Source organism: Pedobacter sp., from assembly GCF_040513095.1.
Classification (GTDB): Bacteria; Bacteroidota; Bacteroidia; order Sphingobacteriales; family Sphingobacteriaceae; genus Pedobacter.
Map to the genome: position 1 here is coordinate 1 of NZ_JBEVDX010000065.1, position 19,653 is coordinate 19,653.

Sequence of the window (19,653 nt, forward strand, 5' to 3'; positions counted from 1 at the left end):
AAGGGTGTAGCCGAAGCCATCAATACTTTGAAATTTCTGTGATTCATCCACTGTAATAGTAGGGTTGCTGTTTTTCGGATCGCCAAAATTCAATACAGTGGTTTGCTTTTCCAGCAGTACTGAGCGGTCCCCCTTGGTCAGCCAGAAGGCAACATCACTGGCAGCATCATTATTCTGATGCGTGCCAGTGATAGTTTTTGTTGCTGAGCAGGCTGCTAAAGCAAGTGTGAAGGCAAATATTATAGATTTCTTCATTATTTATTAATATTTGGATTTCTGTCAACCTCAGCCTGTGGAATAGGGAAGTAAAGTTTTGCTGCCGTCACATTATAGTTCAGTGATGTACCGCTGCCATCTTTCTGTGCATTCATAACAGTGATAGCCCTGTTGGTTCTCAGTAAGTCGAACCACCTGTGGCCTTCAAAAGCAAGTTCTAATCGGCGCTCTTTTTCAATTGCCAGACGCATTGAAGCCTGATCTGCCGCAGGTGTTCCTGCCAGGCTTACCCTTTTTCTGATCTGGTCAACAATAACTTTTGATTGTGACCATCCGCTTCCGCTGATTTCATTCAGTGCTTCTGCTTTCAGCAGCAGGATATCTGCCAGACGAAGTGTGTAGATATTACTTTTTGTGTCTGCTCTGTACTTATTTACAAAAGGATATTTTGTTTTTGGCCAGTAATTGTCAGACCATCCGTCGCTGCTTACATCTCTGAATGAGATACTCGCGTTTTTACGGATGACATCGCCCTCAGCATCGTAGGCTGCCGACAAGTCATTTGTTGGCGTATCAAATCTTTTCCATCCTGTCCCTACAATAACACCAGGCATCCAGTTGCTGTGCTGACTTCCGTCAAACTGCATCTCCCAGATCGATTCTGAATTGTTTTCATTTGCTTCATCAAACAGACCGCTAAAGCTTCCAAACAACGTGTATCCGTTAGCAATGGTGGCATCACAATAAGTGTTCACCTTTGTCCAGTCTGGCGTTGCCTGTGACGCATATACCTTTGCAAGCAGTGCATTGGCCGCGCCTTTTGTAAAGATGCCCTTGTTTACAGCAGTAGTCTGAGCATTTGTAGCAGCAAATTCGAGATCTGAAATAATCTGTGCATAAACGGCATCTGCAGTAGCTTTGGAAGGTTGTGTCTCTGCAATGGAGGAAGGTGTTTTCAGGATCAGCGGAACAGGGCCAAATAACCTTACCAGGTTAAAGTAAGCATAGGCACGCAGTCCTCTGGCTTCTGCCAGGATCTGATTTCTTCTGCCGCCCGCATCCAGCGCTGCATCATTGATGTTTGGAACATTCTCCAGAACTTCATTGGCGTTTTTAATGTCGATGTATAGTGCCGACCAGTCTCTTGAAACGTTACCATTCGTAGCGTTCGGTGTAAACAGGTCAATCTGAATATTTGCCTGGTTATCACCACCAGCATAACAGTTGTCAGATTTTACATCTCCGTTTACCTGGTAATCCCAGATATTGTAATCATTGTATCTTCCGTCATAAGCGCCCTGGATTAATTTTTCGGCCGCTGCGGCAGTAGTGAAAGCCTGGTCAGCAGTTACCTGATTAATCGGGTTTTTATCTAAAAAGTCTTTTTTACAACCAGTTTGAACTGAAAGGACAAATGCCCCGGCTGCGATCAGTGAATATATTTTTAAGTTCATTTTGTTCTAAATTAAAAGCCAACATTTACACCGAATATGAAAGTCCTGGATTGTGGGTACGTGCCATAATCAACACCCATATCTGGAGTGTTAGAGGTATAGCGGCTTACCTCAGGATCTAAACCGCTGTACTTGGTAAAAGTCAGCAGGTTATAGCTTGAGGCGAAGATCATCAGCTTATCCATTTTCCAGTTACCTAAAGTAGTTTTACCAAAGTTGTAGGTAAGGGTTGCTGTTTTCAATCTCAGGTACGAAGCGTTCTCTACAAATCTGCTTGATGTCAGAGAGTTTTCAGAAGAGGCAACAAGCGCCTTTGGAATATCTGTAATCTGTCCCGGCGTAGTCCATCTGTTTAGCACTGCCGTAGATTGATTTTTAGTGTCGTACATTCCTTCCAGATCCAGTCTCGAGGCATTAAACATCTGGCTTCCCTGCACACCCTGGAAGAAGAGCGACAGGCCAAAGTTTCCGTAAGTCAGGTTGTTGTTCACACCGTAGGTATATTTCGGCTGTGCATTGCCAATAAAAGTACGGTCTGCCGGATCAGCAGATCCCGTTACACCATTGCCATTTGTATCCTGGTACATGGCAGCACCAGTTTGAGAATTCACACCTGTAAATACATAGCCGTAGAAGCTACCCAGAGGACGGCCGGCTACAACTTTAACAGCTGCATCACGTTCATACAGCCCGGCATAATCCAGGGAGCTGGTTGCAGAACCAAGGCTCGTTACTTTGTTTTTATTGAAGGAGATATTCAGGTCAGTGGTCCATGTGAATTTATCTTTCTGGAAGTTTTTAGTGGATAAGGCAAATTCCAGACCTTTGTTTTCCATTGAACCCACATTCAGTGCCTGTGTGCCTAAACCTGTTGATGGAGGCAACTGCACATTGATCAGCAGGTCGTTGGTTTTTTTAAGGTAGGCATCAGCAGTGAAGGTTACGCGGCTGTCAAACATTGTCAGATCTATACCGATATTGGTCTGCGTGGTTTTCTCCCAGGACAACAGTTCGTTAGCCGGCTGTGTCAGGTTATAAGAGTTCTGTGCCGTAATCTGGTAAAGTTTCAGGTAAGCGTAATCGCCGATACCCTCATCATTACCCACCTGGCCCCAGCTACCGCGAAGTTTTAAGTCGTTAATAGTTTTGCTGTCCTTCAGGAAGTTCTCTCCTGAGATTCTCCATCCTGCAGAAACCGAAGGGAAGTAACCAAAGCGGTGGCCCGGAGCAAAACGTGAAGATCCGTCAGCCCTGAAATTTGAACTGAACAGGTATTTGCTGTCGTAAGCATAAGTGATCCTTCCTAAATAAGATTGTTTAGCCCATTGTGCATCCGTATTTACATTTACTGCAAGTGTTGGAGCTATAGGTGCCCCGGTGGTTGCGTCAATATAACGGGATTCTGAATAAGGTTTCAGCGAATAGTTAGACTCCTGAATCGTGTAACCGGCTATTGCACCAAATACATTCTTACCAATCGTTTTATTGTAGCTCAGGATGTTTTCGTTCAGCCATACGTTGTCTTTCGTCTTGCTGTTGTTATAAATACCTCTTTCGGTTCGTCCATAAACAGTTTTGTATGGATCAAGTAAGTAGTTGTAGTATTCTTTCCTTGCATTGGAGCTGATGCTCGATTTAAATGAAAGGTCTTTAGTGATCTTGATTTCGCCAGCAAATGCGCCGATAAATCTCAGTGATCTGGTTCTGTTAACTGACCCGAAGGCATTTCCAATCGGCGAATCATATCCCGCAGGAACTGCAGTGAAATTACCGTTTGGATCATAGATGGTTAGAGTAGGGGGAGTAGTCAGAGCGCCTAAGATGACGCCGCCTTTAGTAGAACCTGCATTATCAGGTACGTCTACTGAATTGTTATTCGTTAATGATGCTGTAGCTGTTAATTTCAGCCATTTCGTAATGCTTTGTGAACCGTTAAAGTTCATGCTGATCCTGTCAAGCTTTGCAGGTGCCACAACACCTTTGTCTTGCTGGTATCCTGAAGAAAAATAGTACTGGCCGCCTTTAGTACCACCAGACAGGGAAACCTGGTAATTGTTCTGTGTACCTGTTCCGAAAGTTTCCTTTTGCCAGTCGGTATTCTGAGTTCCACCAAAAGTAGTGTAGCCCAGTTCCTTTTGCAGGGCGATATACTGATCGCTGTTGAGTACATCCTGTTTTTTCCAGAAGTTGGAGAAACCAGTGAAGGCATTGAAGCCAACTTTCAATTTGCCGGCAGTACCTTTTTTAGTTGTGATCAGCACCACACCATTTGCACCGCTTGAACCATAAATGGCAGCAGCAGATGCATCTTTCAGGATAGTCATCGACTCAATGTCGTTCGGGTTGATGAAACTTGCATCCCTTGAGGTCACTCCGTCAATTACGTACAGCGGGCTGTTCGAACCTGTGATCGAAGTGTTCCCGCGGATACTGATGGAAATTCCTGCTCCCGGTTTTCCTGATTGAGAGCTCACCTGCACACCTGCTGCTTTACCTTGTATAGCCTGCAGTGGGTTAGTGATCGGCTGGTTCTGGATATCTTTGGAAGATACCGATACTACTGCCGTTGTCAGGTCTTTCTTTACCTGGGTGCCGTAACCTACAACAACAACTTCGTTCAGCTGCTGGTTATCATCCGTTAGTTTGATACTTACCGTTGTTCTGTTGTTTACCGGTTCCTCGATAGTTTTGTAACCTATAAATGAGAAGTTCAGTACACCGTCTTTCGGAGCAGACAGAATGTAGCTTCCATTAGTACCGGTTACCACTCCCTGTGTAGAACCTTTAACCGTTACCGAAACTCCGGGTAAGGGCAAGCCCTGCTGATCTCTGACTTCACCCTTTATCGTGATGTTCTGTGCCATCGCTACAGAGATCCCGCATAAAAGGCAAATGATAAAAAGAGTAACTTTTTGTTTCATGATTTTGCTTGTATTTAATTTTTATTTGGTGGATAAAGTTAACGGCAATTAGTGCTCAAATGCAAGTAAAAACACAAATTTATTTTACGTAACTGATTGATATATAGTGTATTGTAGTGATTTTAATACGTTATACTACCATAACATTAGTGCAGGCTTTAGTGCTGGAAATCAGCATGTAAAGCCTCTTTAGTACAAGGGCTGCCCGGTAGAAATGATACGCTATAATACCTTGAGATTTTTTACTCCAGCACCAGCTTACTCCATCCGTTTTTATTCGTTTTTTTGAGAATGGTCTTGCGTTCTTCCATCAGCAGTTTGATCTTTGAACCATAAGTCCAGCAGGTACTCTGGCGGATATTCAGTATTTCCGCAAGCTTGTGAGAGGAGATTTTACCCTTGCTGGAGTAGATCAGGAAAATCATATAAAATGCTTTATTGATAGGGATACGGGTATTGTGAAATACGGTGTAAGTGGTTACAGATTCTTCATATCCGCATTTGCTGCAGCGCCTGCTGTAGGGGATATGGCCGTTATAGTAATGTGTGTTTTTGCATTTGCGGCAATGGTAGCCGTCTTTCCATTTTAAATCGGACAGGAACAGGTTGCAGCTCTCTTTGTCCGGATAGATCTTGCTGAATTCCTCAAAGTCTACATCGGCCGACATCACCCTGTCGCGGGTAACCTTCTCTACATTGAACTGAAGTTCCTGGTTGTCCTGTTCCAGCAGCACGTTCATCCTCGAAATCTCCTCTGCCTGTTGTTTCAGAAGGTCGTTGGCTTCCAGCAGTTCTGCATTTTTTGCTTCAATGATGAGCGACTTATGAAATACTTCTTTAGTACGTTCCTCTACTTTTTCTTCCAGCTGCTGGTTCAGCGTATCCTTTAGTTTTACATTTTCGGCCATCTGGCGGATCATCTGCCGCTGCACTTTATCCTTTTTATGTTTCAGTACCCTTACTTTATCACCAATGGCGAATGAAAGGAACACCATTTCCAGAACAAAGCAGAAGCTGAGACTGTAATAACCGGCCACTCCAAAGTTAAGCCAGGAAACACCCAGCATGATCAGCAGCTTGAGTGTAAATCCGGCAAACAGGAAACTGTATCCCAGTACAAAAAAGCGTGCGGGCTTATAGCCTTGTTTATAGATGGAGATACCAGTACAAAAGGCTACGGCCAGAGGTACAAACTCAATGAACTTATAAGTAAGCAGAGAGCGGTCGATCAGCAGCCCATATACAAATAAAGCAGTTCTGATACCGATAATATACATGATCAGCTGGTTCAGGCGGGGAGCTTTCGATTTAACAAATAACAATTCCCGCGTAAAAAGGAGGGCAAAAACACTTGTAGCATACAGGGCAAAGGCATATGCGATCTGGTTCCATTGCGTCCATGAAGACCAGAGATACTGGTAAGCAATACCATCCGTGCTCATTTCAAAGAAACCTACACTTAAATTATACAACACATAATACAGATACTGCCGTTGCCGCATGGCAATAAACATGATCAGGTTATAAAAACTAAAGACCAGGATCATCCCGTAAAAAATACCGAAGTAGAAATATTCGTCTAAAGCATAGGAGATAAACCAGTCGACCGTTCGCAGTACGATGATCACGTCGGCAATCTGCGAAGATTTAAATTTAAAATAATAGGCCTGGGTTTCATTGTTGTCATTTCTCACATACAGTTCGAAATTCTTGTGGTGCAGTTCCCTGTGCTCAAAATTGAATGTATCCCCAAACTCTTTTATCCGGTAGCTGCCATCCTTTTGGGGCAGGTAAGCAGTTACATGATCGATGGTCTGGTCAAAAAACTCGAGAATAAACCTTTTATCTGCCAGACTGTTGTGTTTGATCCTGATTCGGAACCAGTAGGTAGCTCTTAAATCCTTCGTCTGCGGGGTACTTTTCAGGTTGGTCTGGAAGCGTCTGTTAAAGGATTTGCTGCTTACTTCTGCAAAATCCAGGTTATTCTTCACATCTTTTACCCATTCAATTTCTCCGAAAGTGAACATATGCTGCTCCACGCTGTCATTTACAGCTACTACCTTCTGGGCGCTGACCGGTATAGCTATCAGGATATTTATAGTAAAGGCCAGTAACAGGGGTAAAAAAAGAGTGATGAATCGATTAAACATACTAGTTAGCTTCCCGGATATCTGATTAGGATACAAAGATAGGATTACCTTTTAAATTCCCCGCTACTTACTATATGCTGCGAGGGTATTATATATTGCAGATATGGTCTATATTTGCACGCTGTTAACCAAAATATTTTAGCCTGCATATGGTTTTAGCTACAGTTCTGTGGAATCCCAGTGATTCTCTCATCGATTTGGGATTTTTTGCCTTGAGATATTATTCCATGTTTTTCCTGCTTGCTTTTGTTTCCAGCTATATCGTAGTGAAAAGACAATTTGTAAAATATGGAATAGATGTGACACTGATGGACTCTTTAACGGTATATGTAGTGTTGGGAACGCTGATTGGCGCGCGGCTGGGGCATTGTCTCTTTTATGACTTCGACTACTATTCCCAGCACCCACTGGAGATCATCCTGCCTTTTACCTTCACACCGGAGTTCAGGATCACGGGCTTTCAGGGACTGGCCAGTCATGGCGGAGGAATTGGAATTATGGTCAGTCTGATCCTCTTCTGCCGCAAGTTTAAACTAAAATTATGGTTTATGCTGGACCAGATTGCATTGGTGGTACCTTTAGCAGGAGCCTTTATCCGTCTGGGCAACCTGATGAATTCAGAGATCATCGGAAAACCTGCTGATGTAAGCTGGGCTTTCGTTTTCCTGAAGGTTGACACCATACCGCGTCATCCGGCACAACTTTACGAGGCGGTTGCCTACATGCTGATCTTCATATTTGTGTATCTGATGATCAGTAAATATCCCAAAGCTTCAGGCTTTAATTTTGGATTGGTGATCTTCCTGATTTTCTGCTTCAGGATTGGCATCGAATTTATTAAAGAAGACCAGAGTGCTTTCGAAGCCGGCCTCCTTCTGAATATGGGGCAGATTTTAAGTATTCCTTTCATACTGACAGGCATGGTGATTATGTACCTGAAAAGGGGAGTGCCGGAAGAAACCGAACTGAAGATTGCTAAGCAATAGCAGCCTGCTCCAGTTTTACTTTAGCACTAAATCTCCAGCTTAAAAGTATACATAATAAAAATCCTACAAAGGCAAGTAAAGCACCTACGTATTCAGGAGAAGTATAACCAAAACCGGCTGCAATCGGTAATCCACCCAGAAAAGCTCCCAGTGCATTTCCCATATTGGCACTTGCCTGCATAGCCGAAGATGCGAGCATTTCCGCACCTTTTGCCGCACCGATCATCAGCATCTGCATCGGAGCAATCACTGCGAAAGCTAATCCGCCGGTGATGAAAGTAAGGAGGAGCGCAATCACTTTGAATTGGCTGAGCAGGGCTACGAGAATCAATACGATAATCATGGCCAGTAAGAGATATAAGGTAGTTTTTAATGGCGAGAATTTGTCAGCCAAACGGCCGCCTACGAAATTTCCTACCGCCATACCTAAACCGGCTACAATCATAATCGGAGTGATCATATTGCTGTCAAAATGGGCTACATCTGTCATGAGTGGAGCAATATAACTGATCCAGGCAAACAATCCGCCAGTTCCAATGGCAGAAATGCCAATGATGATCCACAACTCTACCTTTTTAAAGACTTTCAAACTATCAGAAAATTTGGCGTCAGACTGCGAAGGCAACATTGGCAGCCAGCGTTTGATACTTGCTGCAGTGATCAGGGCCATAGCCGAAATCAGGAAAAAGGAAATCCTCCAGCTAAAGTTATGCCCGATAAATGTACCCAGTGGTACACCAAGAATGTTAGCTATTGTCAGGCCGGCAAACATTACTGAAACCGACTTCGCTTCAGCGCCTTTATCGGCAAGTTTGCTGGCTACTACCGCTCCAATTCCAAAAAAGGCGCCATGAGGCAGGCCTACAAGAAAACGGGCAAAAAGTAATAATCCATAAGTAGGGGCAATACTGAACAAAATATTTCCGCAGGCTACAGTGATCATCAAACCAATCAAAACTCTTTTGGGTGGATATTTTCCCAGAACACCAACCATGACAGGCGCTCCGACAATTACACCTAAAGCGTAAATAGCTATCAGGTTTCCTGCTGCGGGGATACTGACGGCCAAAGATTTAGCTACATCCGGCAGCACGCCCATCATCATAAATTCCGTCATCCCGAGGGTGATGCCTCCCAGGCAGAGTGTAATCAGACTTGTTTTTGTGTTTGAGATCAGTTTGAGTAGCTTCATACTATGCGCAATAATTTCCGCAAAAATATGAAATTTATAGTATGGAAAACGTTTTAGCTGTTTATATGATACGGGAATGAAACTTCTGCCAGATCTTCGAGCAGCAGGTCCCAGTCTTCGAGCACCGGAACAAGCGATAATACCATCTCTCTGCTGAGGGGTTCCTGGTTAAATATTGCGGTCACAGTCTCAAGTGAAATGCCCTCTTCTCGGTAGCTGCCCCTAAAATAATCAGTCGCCCATTTTACATAGGTTTCAGGATTACCGTCCAGCGGACTCAGCAGTTCCTCAGAATGGTCGTCGCCCGCAGCGGGTATGCCTGTTTCCCATTCCTGATTCTCAGTTTTCCAGACGCAGAACGTTGTGCCGGCAGAATTTACAGGCTCGCCAAACATAAATTCATGGAAGGCCTCTGGTATTCCTTTTGTTAGCTGTGTCTTATCTCCCTGTTCTGCATCTGCAGAAAAACCATTGATGACGGTACCTTCGGCTTTGAAAAGAATAAGGAGCTGGTCACCTTCACCATTTCTCATTTCAAAAAACTCTTCGTCTTCACTCCAGTCATTGTTATAGGAATGATAGCGGTATACCCATTCCTGACACAGGATCGCATCCAGGACAGCCATTGCCTTACATGCGCTTTGCAGCTTTTTGCTGTCTGGCAGCGACTGAAGATATTTTGTATTAACCATAGATCACCTTTTTGCCCTCTACCGAAATGTCTGATCCTTCTGCAAGCATTACGGATGCAGGCTGCTGCTGATTCAGAAATTCAAATGTTTCACCATACACAAGACCAAAATCTACATCTATTTTGAAATCTTTCACTTTATACTGCGCCCATTTAGGATGCCTTACTTCATATTCGTTGGTTTTCACCTCACTGTAACGGGCATAGCCCCAGTAATGTTCAGTTATAAATTCTGCTTCGCTGCCTGCCGGAATTTCTGACAGGCCTTTATTTGCTGTTAAGCTGAAGGATTGCCATTGGTTTTTACAGCGCCAACGGTATTCCACCGCTCTTTCTTCTTCATTTTCCGACCAGCTGTGTGTCATTGGCATCGTCTCATAATTCTCATTATAGATCGTATTGGCCACTACAGAAAGTGCAAACTTAGGCACAATCTCCTTGATAAAGACCACTCCGCGTTTCCAGTTTTCGCCATCTTTAAACTTTACATAAAAGCGCAGGTTTACCTCTTCAAAATTTGCATGGAAAGGGATGCTGAATCCCAATAATTTCACGTTTTTAAACAGGAAACCGATTAAACTGACATAACAGGTGCCATTCCATAAGTCCAGTTCCGTCCCTGCGGGCAGATAGGGCGTGAGGAGGCTTTTGTCGATGGCATAATTAGCGATCGCTAATTTTCTCCATTCTGCGGTTAGAAAACTCATTGGACAGGTTTATAAATAATTGACAGGCCAAATTACTAAATTTTATCCCGATCCTGAATTACCCGGAGTACTATTTCGCCCTCAGCCATAAAACAGTATCCATAGTTATAGCAGCAGTGATAGAGTTCGCCCATTTGTCCATATACCTGATGCGTATAAAAGTTAAAGTTGAAACCCGCAACTGTCAGTATTTGCTGACTTGACCTGGTAATGCCCCTTTCTTCCAGTTTTTTCAGGATTGCAGCATTTTTTTTGAGGATGTTGTTGATTTCCTTCAGTGTTGTATTCTTATTTTTATTCAGTTGATTGTTATAGTGGCCCCTGCAATAATCGTCACAGAATTTCTTATCCAGTCGCCCAGATAATTTCCCGCCGCAATCCAGACAATAGTTCATAGTTGTTGTTTTGGTTCTGCAAACTTAACTCCAAGTTATTTAATTGTTGAATTAATATTTATTTATCCGTTTATAAACGTTTAATCAACGACTGTTGTCCTCTGCTCTTGTCATCTTTGGATGCAATATTAAATTGAACCGTCATGGAAAGAGTAAAAAACAGTGTGAGATTAACAGGTTATGCGGGCGCAGATCCCGTAATTGTACAATTTGCCAATGAGAGAAAATTGGCCAGGCTCAGTATAGGTGTACATGAGTTTTACAAGAACAGTCTGGGAGAGGCAGTTGATCAGACACAATGGTTTCAGCTGATATTCTGGAACCAAAAAGTAGAACTCGTAGAAGATGTGGTAAAAAAAGGTTCAGCCCTCCGGGTTGAGGGCAAGCTCAGTGTGCAATCCTATACGGATAAAAGCGGAGAGCAGCGGTACACAACGGAGATAGTAGTCAATGAACTGGAGGTGGTGGATAAATTCCAGTTGTGAAATTTGAACCGGAACCAGCGAAGGGGTTCCGGTTTAAATGAAATCCTGGCTGAAGATTAAAAGTGTACAGCTAATCCTCCATAAAAGTTTCTCGGGGCAGCAGCATTGAAATATCGTCCGCCTACAGCGTTCAGGTCATTACCCAAACTGTATTTCTGATCGAGTATGTTATCTGCTCCTGCATAAATTTCCAGCGCAGCCTTACCAAGTTTGATATCCTTCCAGCCGATCTTACCCTGAACGAGATGATATTTGCCTGCATATACAGTGTTGGCATCGGTAAGAGGAAGTTTAGCAGTGTAATTGTGCTGCATAAAAACGTATAAACCTTTTGGTAAAAGAATTTGTACGCCGGTAACCACAACGCTCCTTGGAACACCTGTCAGGGATTTGCCACTGAGATCAGTTGTTACCACATTCCCATTGGAAGCTACCTGTGCCAAATAATTGTTAAATGTAAAATGGCTTAAAGTGTAGGCATTGCTGAGCAATAAACCTCTTACAAATTTTGTAGTGTTCTGAGAGATAATCCAAGCAGATAAGGAGGTTTCCAGTCCCAGTTGTTTTGTGCCACCTGCATTGATAAAATATTCAGTACCATTCTCATTCTTCCTGCTAACAATTGCGCTATTCAGGTGATAATAAAAACCGGTTAAGTCCACAAAAACTCTTTTTTGAGCCAGCTGATAGTGCAGGCCGGTTTCATAATTCCATCCTTTTTCAGGCTGTAAATCGGTGTTGATCCGGTTATCAGATGACCGGATCTCAGCTAAAGTAGGTGGCGAATAACCTTTACTGATTGAGGCTCTTGCAGAAAAATCCGGTGTAAACAGGTAAGAAAGTGCTGCCCGTGGCATAAACTGCAGATCAAAACTCTTCTTCTTTTCCGCAACTACTGCAGGGTAACTGCTCTTATAATGGTATCCGTATAAGTTCCCGCTGGCTGACAATTCCAGCAGCAGTTTCCTGGAGATATCAATGTTCAGATTGGCAAAACCGAAGTTGGCGCCGGCTCTGAGTTTGTCAAAAGCCTGTGGGCCGGCAGGAGTGCCAAAATTGTTGTCGTAGTTTTTATCATCTGTAGTCGTATATGAGCTTTCCCAACCTAAATTAAATTTCCAGTTTACCTGACCTGTGTTCTTTTCATATTCTCCATACGTACGGACACCAAGCGTCGATTCTTTGCGGAACTCGTAATTGGTGATAAAAGGGCTTTCGAAATCCGTATGTGTAGCAAATACCGATATCACATGTTTAAAAGCGGGACTGATCTGCCAGTTATTGGTCAGGCCTCCATATACTGTTTTGCTGTAAATGGAGGAATGTTGTTCAATTGCTCCCCTGATCGTACCTGCAGCAGGTCTGGCAGATTTTGGATTGGCTGCAAATTGTGCCGCATTTAAGCCGCCGGGTAATTCATAAAATAAATCCGAGTAAAAGGCCAGTGCTTCCAGGCTGGCATTTTTAGCATAATCCCATTTTTGGTTTACCTGTATATATTTTCGTTCCATTGCACTGTTGTCGCGGTATCCATCGCTTCGCTGATACGACTGTACAATATTCAGCTGGTACTTTTTCCATTGTTTAGCCAATGCGATGTTTTCGCGGAACATTCCGAATGAACCTCCTGAAAGGTTAAAGTCTACTTTTGTACTGTCTGTGCCAAGAACCTGCGGATGGATCAGGATTACGCCGCCGGAGTTAGCTCCATAGATACTGCTTTGAGGACCTTTGAGTATATCAATGCTTCCTGCAGCGGCGATATCGAGTGCATTTAAATAGGTGTTACCACCCGCATCGGTTAAAGGGAAATCATCAAAATAGATCTTAACATTCCTGATTCCAAAAGGTGAACGCAGCAGGCTGCCCCGGAGGGATAATCTGTAACTGCCCGGAGATCGCTCTTCCATCCGGACCCCGGGTATCGTATTCATAGCGGGAACCAGTGAACTGGCAGATTGCAGCGTGACTGTGTTCAGATTAATATTACCTACAGACCCGGTGGATCTGATCAGGGGCTGGGAAGAGAAGTAAGGACGGATCACTACCTCATCTAATCTTCTGGAAGTGTCCTGTTTCGCCTGGCTAAAAGCAGAAAGCGAAGACGCGGCTAAAATAAGTGTTGCTAGTTTCTTCATCCTGGCAACAGTGTTGGTACAGCACTCACAAAAAAGTATGTTTTCATTAATAGAAATCTTCTGATTATTCTTAGGTGTCAATTAATAATTTTAACAAGTTAATGAAAAGTATGTTTGTAGGAAATATCTTTTATGTATTCTTTGTTATAAAGAGAAAGCCGCCTCATATCAGGTATGAAACGGCTTTCTATATTTAAAGCTTTTAGCTAATCAGGGTATTAACCTAATTTCGACTGTAAGTTTTCGTCAATTGCAGCTAAGAATTCTTCAGTATATAAGTAGTGCGTACCGTGCTCTACTTTATTACCATGGATACAAACAGCTAAATCTTTAGTCATTTTTCCACTCTCAACAGTTTCGATACAAACCTGCTCTAAAGCGTGGCAGAAATCAATCAGCTCCTGGTTGCCATCCAATACTCCACGGAATTCCAATCCTCTTGTCCATGCAAAGATAGAAGCAATAGGGTTAGTAGAAGTTGGTTTTCCTGCCTGGTGATCACGGTAGTGACGTGTCACTGTACCATGCGCAGCTTCAGCTTCCATAGTTTTTCCATCAGGTGTAACCAGTACAGAAGTCATAAGTCCCAATGAACCGAAACCTTGTGCAACAGTGTCCGACTGAACATCACCATCATAATTTTTACAGGCCCATACAAAGTTACCGTTCCATTTTAATGCAGAAGCAACCATGTCATCGATCAGACGGTGCTCATAAGTTATACCTGCTTCTTTAAATTTCGTTACGAAATCATTTTCATAGATCTCCTGGAAGATATCTTTGAAACGGCCATCATATTTTTTAAGGATAGTATTTTTTGTGGACAAGTATAAAGGCCATTTTTTGATGAGTGCCTGGTTAAAACAAGCATGCGCAAAACCGCGGATACTCTCGTCAGTGTTGTACATTGCCAAAGCAACACCATCACCCTGGAAGTTATACACGTCAAACGACTGTACATCACTACCATCTTCAGGAGTGAATGAGATTGTCAGTTTACCTTTTCCTTTGGTTACAAAATCAGTTGCACGGTACTGATCACCAAAAGCATGACGACCAATACAGATAGGTGCAGTCCAGTTTGGTACTAAACGTGGTACATTGCCCATTACGATAGGCTCACGGAAAACAGTTCCATCCAGGATATTACGGATAGTTCCATTTGGCGATTTCCACATTTGTTTTAAACCAAATTCTTTTACACGCTCCTCATCAGGAGTGATTGTTGCGCATTTAATACCCACACCATATTTTTTAATGGCTTCAGCTGAATCGATAGTTACCTGGTCATTGGTTTCATCACGGTATTCCACCCCAAGATCATAATATTTGATATCAAGATCAAGATAAGGCAGGATAAGTTTATCCTTAATGAATTTCCAAATGATACGGGTCATCTCATCACCGTCTAATTCTACAACGGGCTGGGCTACTTTAATTTTTTGTATAGACATATTGTGGTTTCAATTTTTACTTATGAAAGAAACAAAGATATAAATTTTGAGATTATAGCCTCATCGCGGCGTAAATTACAAAAACAAATAAAGATAACGTAACGTTATATTGACATAAAACGAAGCATATGAGTACGAACGACAATAATAACGGAGAAAATTTGAAGGCTGGAGATAAACTTCACAGTTCTGACCTTGGGGAAACCAAAGATTTCAACGACTTATCTTTTAATAAAGACAAAGATAGTTATGAACTGGATGTAAAAGGACCGGATAAGGATTATGATCATCCACTGCCTTATGAAACTACTGCGGCGAATGGCGGTGATGACAATTCTGATTATGACGAAGCCAATCCTTATATAGGTGATGAATATGCAAATAAGGGAGAACAGCAGGAATCAGATCTGGATGATCTTGGAATGCATATCAGCGGCGAAGAGATCGTAGAACTTGATGCTGAAGATGAATTCCTGGCCAGAACGCCTGAAGACGACCGCACTGACCTGGATGAGGAAGGTTATCCGTTAAACGACGATCCAAAAGCTGTTTAAGAAATATAAATACCGCTTCTGTAAGAAATAGTTTTTATGGAAGCAGATCCAGGTTGAAGCGCTTGCGCAGATCTTCCAGTTTAGGATTTTTCTCTACAAGGTAATGGTATCTTTCTATACTGGTGTATAACCTGTTTTCGATTTTGCTTTCTACCTTTTTAGTGACAATCCCTACGTCAAAGTTCTTCAGCCTGGTTCGGAGAAAATTAAGAAAATCTACCAGTTCATTCTGCAGGATGCTTTCCTGTGCGGTATTGGTAATCAGCACGGTGATCTCGGTAGGGGATGTCAGTACCGGCTCATTGGTTGTAAGAATCGTATAAAAGTTAATCTTATTATCTGTTTTTACCTTCAGTACGTATTCATCCCACAAAACCATCAGCTCTTCAAATGTGAAGGGTTCCTTATCCTCACCATAAACGTATTTAGGTTCATCACTCTCTATTTCCCCTTCGGCATTGGTCATTGATGTCAGTGAAGGAATCATGGTTCCCAGCGCAGGACTTCCCGAAACATTCGGCTTCAGGGCAATTTTATGAATAGAATTCAAGTTCGGCATTGCCGGAATACGGGCAGCAGCTGAATTTGCAGTTGGTGGTACAATCGGAATTGATTCTACTGGTTTTGAATAACCGGAAGGAGGAGGAAGTTCATCCGGCTGTGCCGGAACGGCAGGCTTCTCAGAAGTTATACTAGTTTTTTTTTTAATCTGATCTGAGTCAGTTGCTGTTGTAGTAGCGGTATGGGGCAGCTGAGCCAGCTGCAGCACTGAGTTGATATGGCACATCTTGATCAGTGCCAGTTCTACCTGTAATCGCTGATTTTTACTGTTCTTATAGCTAAGGTCACACTGATTAGCCAGATTAAGCGCCGTCAGGATAAAGGAAACCTGTGTCTGCTGACTCTGACTAAGGTATTTCTGTTTGATATTCTCGCTTACTTCAAGTAACCTTACTGTTTGCGGATCTTTTGCCACGAGCAGGTTCCTGAGGTGGCTGGCCAGTCCGTTGATAAAATTGTTTCCGTCAAAACCATTGTTCAGGATTTCATCAAACAGAACGAGCGCCTGACTCACATCGGCACCGGTTAGGTATTGTGTCAACCTGAAATAATAATCGTAATCAAGGATATTCAGGTTGTCAATGACAGATTTGTAGGTCAGGTTTTTATTGGTATAACTGACAATCTGGTCAAACATAGAAAGCGCATCCCGCAAGCCACCATCTGCTTTTTGTGCAATGATATGGAGTCCGTCTGCTTCTACACTGATATTTTCACGTACAGCGATCTTATTGAGCAGGCCCGAGATATCATCTACCTGTATCCTGTTAAAGTCGAAGATCTGACAGCGGGACAATATGGTTGGCAGGATTTTATGCTTTTCTGTGGTAGCCAGGATAAAAATCGCATATGAAGGCGGTTCTTCCAGTGTTTTCAGAAAGGCATTAAATGCGTTAGCCGACAGCATATGCACCTCATCAATAATATAGATCTTATATTTTCCTGCCTGTGGCGGGATCCGTACCTGTTCTATCAGGCTGCGGATATCGTCTACCGAGTTATTGGATGCAGCATCCAGCTCATGGAAATTGAAGGAATGTCCTGTTTGAAATGACACACAAGAGTCGCAGATTCCGCAGGCTTCAGTCTCAGCTGTCAGATTGGTACAGTTAATGGTCTTGGCAAGGATCCTTGCGCAGGTAGTTTTACCAACACCCCTGGGACCGCAAAAAAGAAATGCTTGGGCCAGCTGGTTGTTTTTAATCGCATTTTTTAAAGTCCCCGTAATATGGTGCTGCCCTACAACGGTTTCAAACGTTGCCGGACGGTATTTACGGGCGGAGACAATAAAATTTTCCATTTCAATGCGAAATTATAAATTTTTTGTGGAGCAGAGGAGATATGTGGGAAAATAAAATCTTAAACCCATTTGCAAAATCATATCCGGTGGAAACATCCTGAAGTGGAGATTTTCAATGCATTAAAAATAATTGCACGTTGGTGGAAATTAATTTTAATTTTGCTTTACAATCAGTTAATTATCTCCATGAAACGCTTTCTCCTTTATTTATTATTTGCAATTCCTTTCGTTACCGCCGCACAATCTAATTTCCGCAAAGGATATGTGCTAACCAATACTGTTGACACCCTAAAAGGTTATGTTAATTATAGAGAGCGGTCGGTCAATCCTACTTCAGTCCAGTTTAAACCTATGACCGGGGCCAAAGTTCAAACTTTTACCCTGAAAAACAGTTCCGGGTACACAGTTGATGATGTGGAAAGGTTTGAGCGTTATGAAGTGGATATCAGCATGAGCAGCAACAATGTTTCAAGTCTCTCCTTCGGGCCGGATTCGAGTTCCAGAAGGGATACTGTGTTTCTTAAGGTCATCCAGAAAGGTGAAAATGTAACATTATATGGATACCGCGATAATATTAAAAACAGATTCTATATAAAAGAAAAGGGTGCCGCGGTACCCGTAGAACTGGTGTACGAGCGGTATCTTGATCCTGATAACAAAGGTAATATCATTACCGCAGGTAAGTTTGGCGGCCAGTTGCTGGAGTTGCTGATAAAATTTAATGCCGGTACAATTGCCGATAGTGAGAAAATCAGGCGTATTCATTATGAAGAGGAAGATTTATCAAAGATATCTTTACTGATCAATAAACAGAAAGCGGAAGCAGCAGTTCAGTCAAAGTACTCCCGGACAAGATTTTTTGCCGGATCAGGAATCAGTATATCAAATACAGCCTACAGAGGTGATAATGAGCTTGCCAATGCTGCTGCGACAAATAAATCTTCAGTTTCACCAATATTAACTGCTGGGATGGACCTGTTTGCAAATCCTGCAATCGGCAAACTGATCTACAGGGTGGAACTCTCACTGGTGCAGAGCAAAAATGAAATATCTACCACTACGGATGTTCAGGCAAATGCAAGATTGAGCCATACTTTTAATCAGTATACCGCTATGGTAGTTCCTCAGCTGATTTATAATATATATAATACCGATCCTCTGAAAATCTATCTGGGAGCTGGCTTTGCCATGAGCTTCTCAAAGTATAGCAATAACAAATCATCCAGGTATAATTCCTTCCGTGATGAAACCACTGTTACAGAAAATCAGATTAATTTTGAAGCCTTCAGTACTTCATTTCCCTTCAGGCTGGGTATGGTGTTCAGTAAAAGGATAGAAGTTGTGGCCATCTACATGCCCACTTCCAGCATAGCCAATTACAATTTTTTCAATATTGGGGTCAAGAGATATACCATAGGACTGAATTACCTTTTTGGTAAACATTAGATTTTTGTTTTCAGTTTAGATTAGGTAGATTGTATGCACTAAATATAGATCTGACATGAAATTTAACACGAGAGTACGTTCCCTGCTGATGCTTCTGGCATTTTTTATGGGAAATACGGTTTATGCCCAAAAATACAGGATCCTTGTTTTTTCAAAAACTGCAGGTTTCCACCATGCATCGATTGCTGCCGGGATACCTGCCATTCAGAAATTAGGCATTGAAAATAAGTTTGGTGTGGATACTACGACGGATTCTACACAGTTTACACCCCTCAATCTTAAAAAGTATGCAGCCGTGGTTTTCCTGAACACGACAGGCAATGTACTTGGAGAAGAAGAACAAAAGTCTTTTGAACAATATATTAAAGGAGGAGGTGGGTATGTGGGTGTACATTCCGCAACTGATACAGAGTACGAATGGCCCTGGTACGGTAAACTGGCGGGAGCCTATTTCGTCAAACATCCTGCACAACAAATGGCAGACCTCCATGTCATCAATCGTAAGAGTATCGCTACAAAGCACCTCCCCGCTACCTGGGCAAGAAAAGATGAATGGTATAATTTCAAGGATGTTAATCCAGACCTCAAAGTGCTGATCGAACTGGATGAGAGCACCTATAGCGGCGGGATGAACGGGGCACATCATCCGATGGCCTGGTACCACAATTACGATGGCGGACGGGCATTTTATACAGGTTTGGGTCATGTTGATGCCTCTTATACCGATCCCTTGTTCCTTAAACACCTGCTGGGCGGTATCCAATATGCTATGGGTCAAAAGCGTATGGAATAAAAAACCTCTATAATTTTTAAACTGAACCGTTTGATTTATAGAAATTTATTCCTAAGTTTGCATCCCCGTAGTCATACGGAATTAACATAAAATAATCATAACAATGAATCAGTACGAAACTGTTATCGTTCTAACCCCGTTGTTGTCAGAAGAAGTTGCGAAAGAAGCATTAGCGAAATTCAGCAAAATCATCACTGACAGCGGAGCCGA

Annotated in this window: 15 protein-coding genes and 2 pseudogenes; 6 read left to right on the forward strand and 11 right to left on the reverse strand. The window is 42.6% G+C overall.

The genetic code is table 11. From position 1 onward, the window contains the following. The 4 genes and pseudogenes from ABWY16_RS08595 to ABWY16_RS08610 all read right to left on the reverse strand — a co-directional run. A pseudogene (locus tag ABWY16_RS08595) lies at window positions 1–255 on the reverse strand (glucosylceramidase); the annotation flags it as partial. Continuing rightward, on the reverse strand, window positions 255–1,670 hold the full coding sequence (locus tag ABWY16_RS08600) for a RagB/SusD family nutrient uptake outer membrane protein (RefSeq protein ID WP_353904235.1): 1,416 nt from the start codon (window positions 1,668–1,670) through the stop codon (window positions 255–257). The pseudogene ABWY16_RS08595 and the gene ABWY16_RS08600, both read right to left, overlap by 1 nt. Window positions 1,671–1,681: 11 nt before the next feature. Next, complete coding sequence (locus ABWY16_RS08605; RefSeq protein ID WP_353904236.1) at window positions 1,682–4,591, reverse strand: SusC/RagA family TonB-linked outer membrane protein; 2,910 nt, start codon at window positions 4,589–4,591, stop codon at window positions 1,682–1,684. Window positions 4,592–4,833: 242 nt separating this feature from the next. After that, window positions 4,834–6,741, reverse strand: coding sequence for a 7TM diverse intracellular signaling domain-containing protein (locus ABWY16_RS08610; protein WP_353904237.1), 1,908 nt, complete (start codon window positions 6,739–6,741; stop codon window positions 4,834–4,836). Between the two features lie 149 nt (window positions 6,742–6,890). Here ABWY16_RS08610 and lgt point away from each other — a divergent pair, with 149 nt between their 5' ends. Next, complete coding sequence (gene lgt / locus ABWY16_RS08615) at window positions 6,891–7,727, forward strand: prolipoprotein diacylglyceryl transferase (protein ID WP_353904238.1); 837 nt, start codon at window positions 6,891–6,893, stop codon at window positions 7,725–7,727. Here the strand turns inward: lgt and ABWY16_RS08620 are convergent. The 4 genes from ABWY16_RS08620 to ABWY16_RS08635 are packed head-to-tail and all read right to left on the reverse strand — an operon-like array spanning window position 7,717 to window position 10,712. Next, on the reverse strand, window positions 7,717–8,919 hold the full coding sequence (locus ABWY16_RS08620; protein ID WP_353904239.1) for an MFS transporter: 1,203 nt from the start codon (window positions 8,917–8,919) through the stop codon (window positions 7,717–7,719). The genes lgt and ABWY16_RS08620 overlap by 11 nt on opposite strands. 53 nt (window positions 8,920–8,972) lie before the next feature. Further along, window positions 8,973–9,611: a hypothetical protein gene (locus tag ABWY16_RS08625; protein ID WP_353904240.1), complete on the reverse strand. Its 639-nt coding sequence runs from the start codon at window positions 9,609–9,611 to the stop codon at window positions 8,973–8,975. After that, complete coding sequence (locus ABWY16_RS08630) at window positions 9,604–10,317, reverse strand: YqjF family protein (RefSeq protein WP_353904241.1); 714 nt, start codon at window positions 10,315–10,317, stop codon at window positions 9,604–9,606. The genes ABWY16_RS08625 and ABWY16_RS08630 overlap by 8 nt, the downstream gene beginning before the upstream one ends. Window positions 10,318–10,352: 35 nt before the next feature. Further along, window positions 10,353–10,712: a hypothetical protein gene (locus tag ABWY16_RS08635; RefSeq protein WP_353904242.1), complete on the reverse strand. Its 360-nt coding sequence runs from the start codon at window positions 10,710–10,712 to the stop codon at window positions 10,353–10,355. Window positions 10,713–10,855: 143 nt separating this feature from the next. Here ABWY16_RS08635 and ABWY16_RS08640 point away from each other — a divergent pair, with 143 nt between their 5' ends. Beyond that, window positions 10,856–11,197, forward strand: coding sequence for a single-stranded DNA-binding protein (locus ABWY16_RS08640; protein ID WP_353904243.1), 342 nt, complete (start codon window positions 10,856–10,858; stop codon window positions 11,195–11,197). Window positions 11,198–11,253: 56 nt separating this feature from the next. Here ABWY16_RS08640 and ABWY16_RS08645 read toward each other — a convergent pair whose 3' ends face one another. Both ABWY16_RS08645 and ABWY16_RS08650 read right to left on the reverse strand, forming a co-directional pair. Beyond that, on the reverse strand, window positions 11,254–13,335 hold the full coding sequence (locus ABWY16_RS08645) for a TonB-dependent receptor (protein ID WP_353904244.1): 2,082 nt from the start codon (window positions 13,333–13,335) through the stop codon (window positions 11,254–11,256). A gap of 218 nt (window positions 13,336–13,553) precedes the next feature. Further along, window positions 13,554–14,789, reverse strand: a complete 1,236-nt coding sequence (locus tag ABWY16_RS08650) for an isocitrate dehydrogenase (NADP(+)) (RefSeq protein ID WP_502930989.1) — start codon at window positions 14,787–14,789, stop codon at window positions 13,554–13,556. Between the two features lie 128 nt (window positions 14,790–14,917). Between ABWY16_RS08650 and ABWY16_RS08655 the strand changes: the two genes are divergently transcribed. Then, a complete protein-coding gene (locus ABWY16_RS08655) occupies window positions 14,918–15,343 on the forward strand; it encodes a hypothetical protein (protein WP_353904245.1) in 426 nt (141 codons plus the stop codon). A gap of 34 nt (window positions 15,344–15,377) precedes the next feature. Here ABWY16_RS08655 and ABWY16_RS08660 read toward each other — a convergent pair whose 3' ends face one another. Then, window positions 15,378–17,204 carry a DNA polymerase III subunit gamma/tau gene (locus tag ABWY16_RS08660; RefSeq protein WP_353904246.1) on the reverse strand — a complete coding sequence of 609 codons (1,827 nt, stop codon included), beginning with the start codon at window positions 17,202–17,204 and terminating at the stop codon, window positions 15,378–15,380. 186 nt (window positions 17,205–17,390) lie between these two features. Here ABWY16_RS08660 and ABWY16_RS08665 point away from each other — a divergent pair, with 186 nt between their 5' ends. From ABWY16_RS08665 to ABWY16_RS08675, 3 genes and pseudogenes are all read left to right on the forward strand, one after another. After that, window positions 17,391–18,650, forward strand: coding sequence for a hypothetical protein (locus tag ABWY16_RS08665; RefSeq protein WP_353904247.1), 1,260 nt, complete (start codon window positions 17,391–17,393; stop codon window positions 18,648–18,650). A 55-nt stretch (window positions 18,651–18,705) separates the two neighbouring features. Further along, complete coding sequence (locus ABWY16_RS08670; RefSeq protein WP_353904248.1) at window positions 18,706–19,443, forward strand: ThuA domain-containing protein; 738 nt, start codon at window positions 18,706–18,708, stop codon at window positions 19,441–19,443. Between the two features lie 103 nt (window positions 19,444–19,546). Beyond that, window positions 19,547–19,653, forward strand: a pseudogene (locus ABWY16_RS08675) (30S ribosomal protein S6); the annotation flags it as partial.